We start from the raw sequence: 11116 nt of genomic DNA on the forward strand, positions 1-11116 counted from the left end.
AATATCGCCGACTGTTCCACCAATTTCAGTAATCACTATATCAAAATCGCCTGATTTACCAAGCAATTGCATGCGTTCTTTAATTTCATTTGTAATATGAGGAACAACTTGAACCGTTTTACCTAGAAATTCACCTCTTCGCTCCTTTTCAATCACCGAAAGATAAACTCTTCCTGTAGTAACGTTGTTGGCTTGTGACGTTGGAACATTTAAAAATCGTTCATAATGACCTAAATCTAAATCCGTTTCTGCTCCATCGTCTGTCACGAAACATTCACCGTGTTCATAAGGATTCAACGTTCCTGGATCAACATTGATATAAGGGTCAAACTTTTGAATAGTTGTTCGATATCCTCTTGCCTGAAGTAACTTAGCTAGAGACGCTGCGATAATTCCCTTTCCCAAGGAAGAAGTCACACCGCCGGTAACAAAAATGTATTTTGTTTGATTCATTTTTTTGTAGTTGTTGTGTTGTAGTTGTTGTAAAAAACGAGGCAAAAATACGATTATTAATTGATAATTATCAATTGACAATTAACAATTAAAAAGAAATAAAGAATGAAATTAAAGTTTCGGATATTGTTTTTTTATATTCCGAACCAATTCTTCCAAACCATTTAATTTGAGTTCGTAAACGAGTTGCATTTGCTCACCAAGTTGGCCTTTTGGAAAACCTTTTTGACTGTACCAAACGACATAATACTCAGGCAAATCTATTAAATAATAGCCTTCATATTTGCCGAATGGCATTTTGGCGTGGGCAAGTTTTATAAGAAGTTGTTGATTTTTGTCCAAAGTCGAAAGTCTTATGGTATCTTAAAGTCGTTTGTGAAAAATCAGAGGTCTTTGCAACTTTTGACTTTATAATATTTGACTATTGTTATTTCCAATTAAAAGTTATCTCTTTTTTTATATCGGGATGCAAACTATGGTAAACCGGACATGTCATAGCAGCTCTTTCTAAAATAGTTTTAGTCTTTGAATCAGCCACAAGATCTAATTCAAAATGTATATGAATTTCTGAAATTCTTCTAGGTTCTGAAGCCATAACTTTAGTTACCTGAGCTGTTGTTCCCTTCAATTCTATATCCATATCTCTAGCCTTAATAGCCATAATTGTAATCATGCAAGTTCCCAAGGAATTAGCTACCATATCAGTTGGCGAGAAAGCTTCTCCTTTACCATGATTATCTGTTGGAGCATCAGTCTGAATTTCTGTTCCGGATTGCATATGCATAGATGAAGTTCTTAAATCACCTAAATATCTAATGATTGATGTTTTCATTATAATGATTCTTTTATGGTTAAATCGGTGTCGTAATACAAGATGTAGATTCCATTATTAGTATATCCATAGGTTGCATTTTGAACATAATCAAATTTATTTTCTATTTGTTCCGATGGTGATGCCTGAATAGTCTCCTCAAAAGTGCTGTCATGTGATAATCGAAGTAGAGTGTCAAACATTACATCAAAGCCACGAATGGCATACTGGGTGGGTATAATTTTATTAACTTTTTTATACTTAACATCAAATTGATTGGCTTCTACTGTCTCGTTAGGTCTTGAAAGTGATGGATATAAAAGTTTTAATTTGGTTAATCGTGTCAACGAAATTTCATCAAAATCAAAAGTGTCGTTTTGTTCCAAAATTACCAGCTGCACTTGATAATCCTTTTGCGCAGCTATCATTGTATTAGTGGCGGCCAAAACCATCGCGGTGCTTTCAGAAGCCAGCACAACATAATTAAGTTTGTCTTTCCGAAATAAGACTTTTAAGCTATCAGCAACAAATGTTCCTTTTTCACTCAAACCTGCAATCCTCACATTGGGTTGTATTTCCTGAATGTACTGCTTTACACTCCCTTTCTTTGGGTCAACCACGGCAATAATATTGCCATTTTTAGCTTTCATAAAGTCAAAAACAGAGTTACGCAAAAACTCTGCTGAAGGCATAGATTGGTATAAATTAGTATATTTTTTTCCTATTTCTTTTGACAAAGGAGAGATAACCGGGGTTTTTGTTTGCTCAAGTAGTTCTGCCAATTTCTCAACATTTGACTGATAAAATGGACCAACAATTGCATCCATATTTTGAAGATTGTTTTGTTCCACCAAGGCGGCTACATTAGAAGAGTTTTTAGTTTCCTGCGAGTCTAAAATTTTAATATCAACATTCATCCCTAACACTTTGGCCGAGTCAATTGCCATCAAGGCACCCGAATAGAAATCCAAAGTCAGATTCAAAAACTTATCTTTTTTTAATCTAGCCTGTGTAGAATTGATAGTATCGCTTTCAATTTTTGAAATATTAAATGGTAAAAGTAATGCGAGTTGTTTCCTCGCATTAGTGTTTATTGTTTTTAGTAAATTTCCCTGTTCCTTTTTTACAGGTTCTTTCCGCTGTCCTTTGGGCACACGAAGAATCATTCCTTGTTTAATTCCTGATTTCAATTCGGGATTAAGTGAAATTAATTCTTGTTCTGAGATTCCATAATCATTGGCAATACTATAAATGGTTTCTTTTGGTTTAACCACATATTCTTCTAAATATTTTTTAGTACTTGTTTTTTCTGCTGTTGATTTATCAGCAGAAGGTTTAGCTACACTAGATTGCTTTTCCAATTCACTGTCGCTCGTGCCAGCTGAGTCGCGGGTTGCAGTTTCTATAACGACTTGGTTTATTGCATTCCCGGAAACTACAAGTTTAAAACCAATTGGAAATTCGGACACGATTTGAGGATTTAAGCGTTCTAATTCAAGTACAGTCATTCCATACTTTTTAGAAATTCCATATTTTGTTTCTTTAGGTTCAATTATATGATAAGTAGTTTCTCCTTCTGGTGTTGCTTTTACAACAGCAGGTTTTGATACTACTGGGGCAATTACATTATTAATTTCTTTAGGTTTTGAAACAGGAACATTTTGTATGCTAACGGATGTGGGGATTTTGATATTCAGACCAATATTCAAACCATTATTCAGTAAATCTCCGTTAGCTGTTTTAAGTGCATCAATAGTAACCCCATATTGTTTTGAAATACTATACAATGTTTCTTTGGGTTGGACCAAATGTGAAATTGTATTATTATTTTGTGGTGCACTTTGAGGGGAATGTATATCAACTACTGAAGCTGAAGTTGGAATCAATAAAACACTATTCTGTTGAATTCCGTTTTGAGAATCTGGGTTTAAACTATAAATATCATAAGGTGTAACCTTATATTTTTGAGCTATCATAATTATAGTTTCACCTTTAGCAACAATGTGTTTCGTATATTTTTCTTGCTTTGCAGATGCTGAAAAAACAAAGGAAAATATCGTTATAAATATTGAAAAAAATATACGGTTTTTCATTTACTAATTATTTATTTGACGTCTAAAGTTAACAAATCTTTTTAAACTCAATAAAATTTGCTGTATTTTTCATTAACTTTTTTATGTTAAGTAAACTATTCCCATTCTATAGTTGCAGGTGGTTTAGAACTAATATCATATACTACTCTATTCACACCTTTTACTTTATTAATAATTTCGTTAGAGATTTTCATCAAAAATTCATAGGGTAAATGAACCCAATCCGCTGTCATTCCATCAGTTGATTCTACAGCTCTTAGCGCAACTACCTTCTCATAAGTACGCTCATCACCCATCACTCCAACGCTATTAACTGGAAGCAAAATGGCTCCGGCTTGCCAAACTTTATCATACAAACCGTGTTCTTTTAATCCGTTGATAAAAACGGCATCAACTTCTTGCAAAATTCTAACTTTCTCAGGTGTTATTGCCCCTAAAATTCTAATAGACAATCCTGGTCCCGGAAATGGATGTCTGCCCAAAAGTTCAGGGTCGATACCCAATGTTTGCCCAACTCTTCGTACTTCGTCTTTGAATAACATTCGTAAAGGTTCAACAACTTGTAGCTTCATATAGTCCGGTAAACCGCCCACGTTGTGATGTGATTTGATGGTAGCCGATGGGCCTTTTACCGAAACTGATTCGATAACATCGGGATAAATGGTGCCTTGTGCTAACCATTTTACATCTTCAATTCTGTGGGCTTCTTCGTCAAAAACTTCTATGAATGCTTTTCCAATAGCTTTTCGTTTTGTTTCTGGATCTTCAACGCCATCTAATGCACTCATAAATCTGGCCGAAGCGTCAACACCTTTTACATTTAAACCCATGTCTTTGTATTGGTGTAAAACATTTTCAAATTCATTTTTACGAAGCAAACCATTGTTAACGAAAATGCAATATAAATTTTTACCAATAGATTTATGCAATAAAACTGCCGCAACAGTAGAATCTACTCCTCCTGAAAGTCCAAGAACGACTTTGTCATCTTTTACTTTTTCTTGTAATTCTTTAATGCAATCTTCTACAAAAGCATTTGGAGTAAAGTTTTGTGGAACGTTTGCAATCTTTACCAAAAAGTTCTCTAGAATTTGTTTTCCGTCAGTTGAATGATAGACTTCGGGATGAAACTGAATCGCATACGTTGTTTCGCCTTCAATTTTATACGCTGCGTTTTCAACATCTTTAGTACTGGCCAATTTCAAACCATTAGTTGGTAAATGTTTGATAGTGTCGCTGTGACTCATCCAAACTTGTGAATTGAGGTTTACATTCTCAAAAAAAGATTCACCTTCTTTGATATAGGATAAATTTGCTCTTCCATATTCTCTGATATTGGAGGCGGCTACTTCTCCACCAGAAAAATGGGCCAAATATTGGGCACCATAACACACTGCAAGCAGCGGCAATTTGCCTCGAATATTGGACAAATCGATTTGCAAAGCATCTTCAGAGCGAACAGAATAAGGACTTCCACCGAGGATAACTGCTTTGTAGGACGATAAATCAGTTGGAAAATGATTGAATGGAAAGATTTCGCAGAATATGTTTAATTCCCGAACCCTTCTCGCAATAAGTTGTGTGTATTGCGAACCGAAATCTAAAATAAGTACGTTGTGTTGCATGCGCAAAAGTAGTATACCAATTTTAAATATGAAATTTTAATTTTAATAAAAACACCTGAAAGGTATAAAAACCTTTCAGGTGTAGTAAATATTTTTTAATAAATTACTTTTGTTTAAAAGCTCTTACTCCAGGGAAGTAAGCGGTATCGCCTAACTCCTCTTCAATACGCAATAATTGATTGTATTTTGCCATACGATCTGAACGTGAAGCAGAACCCGTTTTAATTTGGCCACAGTTTAAGGCAACGGCTAAGTCGGCAATCGTGTTGTCTTCTGTCTCTCCAGAACGGTGGGACATTACTGAAGTATAACCAGCATTGTGTGCCATGTTTACAGCTGCAATAGTTTCTGTTAAGGTTCCAATCTGATTAACTTTTACTAAAATAGAATTGGCAATTCCTTTTTCGATTCCGGTTGCTAAACGATCAACGTTAGTTACAAATAAATCGTCTCCAACTAATTGTGTTTTATCGCCGATTAATTCAGTTAAGTATTTCCAACCTTCCCAATCGTCTTCGTACATTCCGTCTTCAATAGAAATGATTGGATAATTAGCAGCCAAAGAGGCTAAATATTCGGCTTGTTCTTTAGAAGTTCTAATTTTTCCGGTAGCGCCTTCAAATTTAGTATAGTCGTATTTTCCGTCTACATAAAATTCAGAAGCGGCGCAATCTAATGCTATCATTATTTCATCGCCAAATGAATAACCCGCATTTTCAACTGCTTTCTTAATGGTATCCAAAGCATCTTCAGTTCCGCCAGCTAAGTTTGGAGCAAATCCACCTTCGTCACCAACTGCGGTTGACAAATTTCTATCATGTAATACTTTTTTCAGGTTGTGGAAAATTTCCGTTCCCATTTGCATAGCATGTGTAAAGTTTTTCGCTTTAACAGGCATAATCATAAATTCCTGGAATGCAATTGGTGCATCAGAATGTGAACCGCCATTTATGATGTTCATCATCGGCACTGGCAAGGTGTTAGCAGAAACTCCACCAATGTATCTGTATAAAGGCAACCCTAATTCGTTAGCCGCTGCTTTAGCAACCGCCAAAGAAACTCCTAAAATTGCATTAGCACCAAGCTCTGATTTATTTGGAGTAGCATCTAGTTCAATCATTAATTGATCGATATGATTTTGTTCAAATACTGAAACGCCCATTAATTCTGGAGCAATTTTCGTATTTACATTAGAAACAGCTTTCGAAACACCTTTTCCCATGTAAGCTTTACCACCATCACGTAATTCTACTGCTTCGTGCTCACCAGTTGAAGCACCACTTGGAACAGCAGCGCGACCTAAAACACCATTTTCGGTTACTACATCTACTTCGATTGTTGGGTTTCCTCTTGAGTCCAGAATTTGTCTTGCGTGGACTTTAATGATTATGCTCATTGTTTTTATTTTAATTATTGAATTTAAATTTTGCTCTTTGTTAGAGCTCAGGATGAAACAAATGTATTACATCTGCATATATTTCTTAAATGAAACTGACAAATGTTATTAACGCAATCGTTTTAGTATTAAACAGATTGAAGTTTTTTCGCCTTTTTTATGTTTGCAATAAAATCATCAAAAAGATATTCTGAATCGTGCGGACCTGGACTTGCTTCCGGGTGGTATTGCACCGAGAAACAGTTTTTTGATTTCATTCGCATTCCGGCTACTGTATTATCGTTGATGTGATAATGTGTGATTTCTAAATCGGGATGTTTTTCGAGTTCTTCTCGGTTTACTGCAAATCCATGGTTTTGTGAAGTTATTTCACCTTTTCCTGTCAGTACATTCATTACCGGATGGTTGATTCCTCTGTGTCCGTTAAACATTTTGTAAGTTGAAATTCCGTTGGCCAAACCGATAATTTGATGCCCTAAACAAATACCAAAAACTGGTTTGTCTGAAGCAATCATTTTTTGAGCGGTACCAACTACTTGTTCTAATGGTTCAGGATCGCCAGGACCATTTGATAAGAAATAGCCATCAGGGTTAAACGATTTTAATTCATCAAATGAAGTATTATATGGAAACACTTTTACGTAGCAATCGCGCTTTGCCAGGTTTCTTAATATGTTTCTTTTGATGCCTAAATCTAAAGCTGAAATTTTATAAGTTGCATTTTCGTTTCCGAAGAAATAAGGAGCTGAAGTCGAAACTTTAGAAGCTAGTTCCAATCCTTTCATATCAGGAACATTGGCTAGTTGTTTTTTCAAATCTTCTATAGAAGATCCATCAGTACAAATAACTGCATTTTGTGCACCATTGTCACGGATGTAACTTACCAAAGCTCTGGTGTCAACATCCGAGATGCAGATTAGGTTTTGGCTTGAGAAGTAGTCATAAAGGTTGCTTTCGGAATCCGGTCTTGAATGATTGAAGCTAAAGTTTTTGCAAACTAAACCAGAAATCATAATGTTGGAGGATTCTACTTCGTTAGCATTGACTCCATAGTTTCCAATATGTGGATTAGTGGCTACCATGATTTGGCCGAAGTAAGATGGATCGGTGAAGATTTCCTGATAACCAGTCATTCCGGTGTTGAAGCAAACTTCACCAAAGGTTTTTCCTGAAATTCCAATTGATTTTCCGTGAAAGATGGTTCCGTCGGCTAGTAATAAAATTGCGGCTGTTTTAGTTGTGTGTTGCATAGTGTAGTTGTGTTGAGCAAATTTATTTATTTACGTTCAATTTAAAAAAAAGAATTATAAGAGTTTATAAACATTCAGATAATTCTATACTAGCCCCGATAGAAGCAAGCTACCATGTAGCGCGGATAGCGGGACTAAATTTCCTTAGAAATATGATTATGCGCTTCAAAAAATTCCAAAAAAAAAGGATAAACAAAACTGCTTATCCTTTTTATATTTATGAGTTGGCAATCATTATGCCTCTTCTTCTTTTGATTCTTCGTCAGCTGGCGCTTCTGGAGTCTCTTCTGCAGCCGGTGCTTCTGCTTCTGCTACTGGAGTTTGCTCCGCCAGTTCGCTTTCACTTGAGTCTTCAACAACTTCTGGTGCTTCTACTTCAGCAACTGGAGTCTCAACAACTTCTGCAACTGGAGTCTCAACAACTTCCTCTACGATTGGAGCAGCTTCTTCAACGATTGGAGTTACTTCTTCTACAACTGGAGCTTGTGTTGGAGCTGCAGTAGTTGTTGCCGATTTCTTAGGACGACGTGTTCTACCTTTTTTCTCCTCTTTTTTACCTCCGTTGTATAGTTCGTTAAAGTCAACTAATTCAATCATTGCCATATCAGCGTTATCTCCTAAACGGTTACCCATTTTAATGATACGAGTATAACCTCCAGGACGATCGCCAACTTTAGCAGCTACATCTCTGAACAAGTCGGTTACAGCATATTTGCTACGTAAGTAAGCGAAACATATACGACGATTGTGTGTAGTATCTTCTTTCGATTTTGTTATAAGTGGTTCAACAAATTGTTTCAACGCTTTTGCTTTAGCAACAGTAGTGTTAATACGTTTGTGCTCTATAAGAGAACAAGCCATATTAGCCAACATAGCTTTTCTATGTCCAGTCTGTCTGCTTAAATGATTTACTTTTTTTCCGTGTCTCATGACGTGTTTTTTTAACCTTCATCTTGCTACAATCCGCTTTGGAGAGCAAAATATGAAGTAATTTATTCTTTATCTAATTTGTATTTACCTAAGTCCATTCCGAATGTTAAATTCTTGTTGGCAACTAATTCATCTAACTCAGTTAGTGATTTTTTACCGAAGTTACGGAACTTCATTAAGTCATTTTTATTGAAAGATACTAGATCTCCAAGAGTATCAACTTCTGCGGCTTTCAAACAATTTAATGCTCTTACAGATAAATCCATATCAACAAGTTTTGTTTTAAGCAATTGTCTCATGTGTAATGATTCTTCATCATAAGAATCAGTTTGAGCAATTTCATCAGCTTCAAGAGTTATTCTCTCATCAGAGAACAACATAAAGTGGTGAATTAAAACTTTAGCAGCTTCAGTTAAGGCATCTTTTGGATTAATAGAACCATCAGTTTTGATTTCAAAAACTAATTTTTCATAATCTGTTTTTTGCTCCACGCGGAAGTTTTCTATAGCATATTTTACATTTTTTACCGGAGTAAAAATTGAATCAGTAAAAATAGTACCTATTGCAGCATTCTGTTTTTTGTTCTCTTCTGCAGGAACATAACCACGACCTTTCTCGATAGTTAATTCCATATTAAGATTTACTTTGCTATCTAAATTACAAATAACCAATTCTGGATTCAAAACTTGAAAACCAGAGATGAATTTTTGAAAATCACCAGCTGTTATTTGATCTTTTCCTGAGATAGAAATAGAAACTGTTTCATTATCTACATCTTCAATTTGACGTTTGAAACGTACTTGTTTTAGATTTAGGATAATTTCAGTAACATCTTCTACAACTCCTGAAATCGTTGAAAACTCATGTTCAACACCATCAATTCTTATAGATGTTATTGCATAACCTTCTAACGCAGAAAGTAAAACTCTTCTAAGTGCATTACCAACTGTTAATCCGTAACCAGGTTCTAAAGGTCTGAATTCAAACTTACCTTCAAAATCGGTTGAATCGATCATGATAACTTTATCGGGCTTCTGAAAATTAAATATTGCCATAATTTAGACTAATGTCAATTATTATTTGTTGTACAACTCTACTATTAACTGCTCTTTAATGTTTTCTGGAATTTGCAATCTTGCTGGAACAGAAACGAAAGTCCCTTCCATAGTATCATTGTTCCATGTAATCCATTCATATACTTGAGATGAATTGGCTAATGAACTAGTGATTGCTTCAACAGATTTAGATTTTTCACGAACAGCAACTTTGTCACCTGCTTTTAAGTGGTAAGAAGGGATGTTAACCAATTCTCCATTCACAGTGATGTGACGGTGTGAAACGATTTGACGAGCTGCTCTTCTTGATGGAGCAATTCCCATTCTGAAAACTACGTTATCTAATCTTGCTTCGCATAATTGTAAAAGGATCTCACCAGTTACCCCTTTAGAAGCTGCTGCTTTTTCGAATAAATTTCTGAATTGTTTTTCTAATATTCCATAAGAATATTTAGCTTTTTGCTTTTCCATTAATTGGACAGCGTACTCAGACTTTTTTCCTCTTTTTTTAGCCATCCCGTGTTGACCAGGTGGGTAATTTCTTTTTTCGAAGGCTTTGTCTTCTCCGAATATTGCTTCGCCAAATTTACGAGCAATTCTTGTACTTGGACCAGTATATCTTGCCATTTTAAATTGTTTTAAGATAGAGGTTATGAATTCAGGTCGAATCCTTCGATAACCTTAGTTCTATCTTGATTATACTATAATTATACTCTACGTCTTTTAGGAGGACGACATCCGTTGTGTGGCATTGGAGTAACATCAATGATTTCTGTCACTTCAATTCCTGCGTTATGTATTGATCTGATCGCAGACTCACGTCCGTTACCTGGTCCTTTTACATATACTTTTACTTTTTTTAGTCCAGCTTCCAATGCTACTTTACCGCAATCTTCTGCTGCCATTTGAGCTGCATACGGAGTATTCTTTTTGGAACCTCTGAAACCCATTTTACCTGCTGAAGACCAAGAAATAACTTCACCTTTTTTGTTTGTTAACGAAATGATGATGTTGTTAAAGGTTGCACTAATATGAGCTTCTCCTGTTGATTCAACGATAACTTTACGTTTTTTTGTTGTTGCTTTAGCCATATTACTTATTATTTAGTTGCTTTTTTCTTGTTAGCAACAGTTTTTCTTTTCCCTTTTCTTGTTCTAGAGTTGTTTTTAGTTCTTTGTCCTCTTAATGGAAGACCAGATCTATGACGGATTCCTCTGTAACATCCAATATCCATTAGACGTTTAATGTGTAGTGACACTTCTGAACGAAGTTCACCTTCAATTTTGTAATATGATACCGCGTCACGGATTGCTCCGATTTCATCATCATTCCAATCTTGAACTTTTGTATCTTGGCTTACTTGAGCTTTTTCTAAAATCTCAATTGCTCTACTTTTACCCACTCCGAAGATGTAGGTTAAAGCGATAACTCCTCTTTTGTTTTTAGGTATATCTACCCCTGCTATTCTTGCCATAACTATCCTTGTCTTTGTTTAAATCTAGG

10 protein-coding genes and 2 pseudogenes are annotated in these 11116 nt (G+C 35.4%); all 12 read right to left on the bottom strand.

The window, feature by feature from the left end:
* A pseudogene (locus ACOYLP_RS07650) lies at window positions 1-453 on the bottom strand (CTP synthase); the annotation flags it as partial.
* A gap of 111 nt (window positions 454-564) precedes the next feature.
* A complete protein-coding gene (locus ACOYLP_RS07655) occupies window positions 565-795 on the bottom strand; it encodes a DUF3820 family protein (RefSeq protein ID WP_422855590.1) in 231 nt (76 codons plus the stop codon).
* A gap of 85 nt (window positions 796-880) precedes the next feature.
* Window positions 881-1285: an OsmC family protein gene (locus ACOYLP_RS07660; protein WP_422855591.1), complete on the bottom strand. Its 405-nt coding sequence runs from the start codon at window positions 1283-1285 to the stop codon at window positions 881-883.
* Complete coding sequence (locus ACOYLP_RS07665) at window positions 1285-3357, bottom strand: LysM peptidoglycan-binding domain-containing protein (RefSeq protein WP_422855592.1); 2073 nt, start codon at window positions 3355-3357, stop codon at window positions 1285-1287. Before ACOYLP_RS07665 ends, ACOYLP_RS07660 begins: the two co-directional genes overlap by 1 nt.
* Before the next feature lie 95 nt (window positions 3358-3452).
* Complete coding sequence (guaA, locus tag ACOYLP_RS07670; RefSeq protein ID WP_422855593.1) at window positions 3453-4982, bottom strand: glutamine-hydrolyzing GMP synthase; 1530 nt, start codon at window positions 4980-4982, stop codon at window positions 3453-3455.
* 103 nt (window positions 4983-5085) lie between these two features.
* Entirely contained in the window at window positions 5086-6378 is a 1293-nt protein-coding gene (gene eno, locus ACOYLP_RS07675) for a phosphopyruvate hydratase (RefSeq protein WP_422855594.1), read from the bottom strand.
* 128 nt (window positions 6379-6506) lie between these two features.
* On the bottom strand, window positions 6507-7628 hold the full coding sequence (gene carA, locus ACOYLP_RS07680; protein ID WP_422855595.1) for a glutamine-hydrolyzing carbamoyl-phosphate synthase small subunit: 1122 nt from the start codon (window positions 7626-7628) through the stop codon (window positions 6507-6509).
* A gap of 459 nt (window positions 7629-8087) precedes the next feature.
* A pseudogene (gene rplQ, locus ACOYLP_RS07685) lies at window positions 8088-8558 on the bottom strand (50S ribosomal protein L17); the annotation flags it as partial.
* A gap of 62 nt (window positions 8559-8620) precedes the next feature.
* Entirely contained in the window at window positions 8621-9613 is a 993-nt protein-coding gene (locus ACOYLP_RS07690) for a DNA-directed RNA polymerase subunit alpha (RefSeq protein WP_422855596.1), read from the bottom strand.
* A gap of 21 nt (window positions 9614-9634) precedes the next feature.
* Entirely contained in the window at window positions 9635-10240 is a 606-nt protein-coding gene (gene rpsD / locus ACOYLP_RS07695) for a 30S ribosomal protein S4 (protein ID WP_422855597.1), read from the bottom strand.
* A gap of 80 nt (window positions 10241-10320) precedes the next feature.
* Complete coding sequence (gene rpsK, locus ACOYLP_RS07700) at window positions 10321-10704, bottom strand: 30S ribosomal protein S11 (RefSeq protein ID WP_293889974.1); 384 nt, start codon at window positions 10702-10704, stop codon at window positions 10321-10323.
* Between the two features lie 8 nt (window positions 10705-10712).
* Window positions 10713-11087 (bottom strand): 30S ribosomal protein S13, encoded by a 375-nt coding sequence (rpsM, locus tag ACOYLP_RS07705; protein WP_264520636.1) that lies wholly within the window; start codon window positions 11085-11087, stop codon window positions 10713-10715.
* Window positions 11088-11116 lie beyond the last annotated feature (29 nt).

The sequence above is a fragment of the Flavobacterium sp. genome (assembly GCF_049318325.1).
GTDB lineage: Bacteria > Bacteroidota > Bacteroidia > Flavobacteriales > Flavobacteriaceae > Flavobacterium.

What these genes read in the sequence shown, in the direction of transcription:
- rpsD (WP_422855597.1), bottom strand. Translation starts at nt 10,240, where the DNA reads ATGGCAAGATATACTGGTCCAAGTACAAGAATTGCTCGTAAATTTGGC.
- carA (WP_422855595.1), bottom strand. Translation starts at nt 7,628, where the DNA reads ATGCAACACACAACTAAAACAGCCGCAATTTTATTACTAGCCGACGGA.
- guaA (WP_422855593.1), bottom strand. Translation starts at nt 4,982, where the DNA reads ATGCAACACAACGTACTTATTTTAGATTTCGGTTCGCAATACACACAA.
- rpsM (WP_264520636.1), bottom strand. Translation starts at nt 11,087, where the DNA reads ATGGCAAGAATAGCAGGGGTAGATATACCTAAAAACAAAAGAGGAGTT.
- ACOYLP_RS07690 (WP_422855596.1), bottom strand. Translation starts at nt 9,613, where the DNA reads ATGGCAATATTTAATTTTCAGAAGCCCGATAAAGTTATCATGATCGAT.
- ACOYLP_RS07665 (WP_422855592.1), bottom strand. Translation starts at nt 3,357, where the DNA reads ATGAAAAACCGTATATTTTTTTCAATATTTATAACGATATTTTCCTTT.
- eno (WP_422855594.1), bottom strand. Translation starts at nt 6,378, where the DNA reads ATGAGCATAATCATTAAAGTCCACGCAAGACAAATTCTGGACTCAAGA.
- rpsK (WP_293889974.1), bottom strand. Translation starts at nt 10,704, where the DNA reads ATGGCTAAAGCAACAACAAAAAAACGTAAAGTTATCGTTGAATCAACA.
- ACOYLP_RS07660 (WP_422855591.1), bottom strand. Translation starts at nt 1,285, where the DNA reads ATGAAAACATCAATCATTAGATATTTAGGTGATTTAAGAACTTCATCT.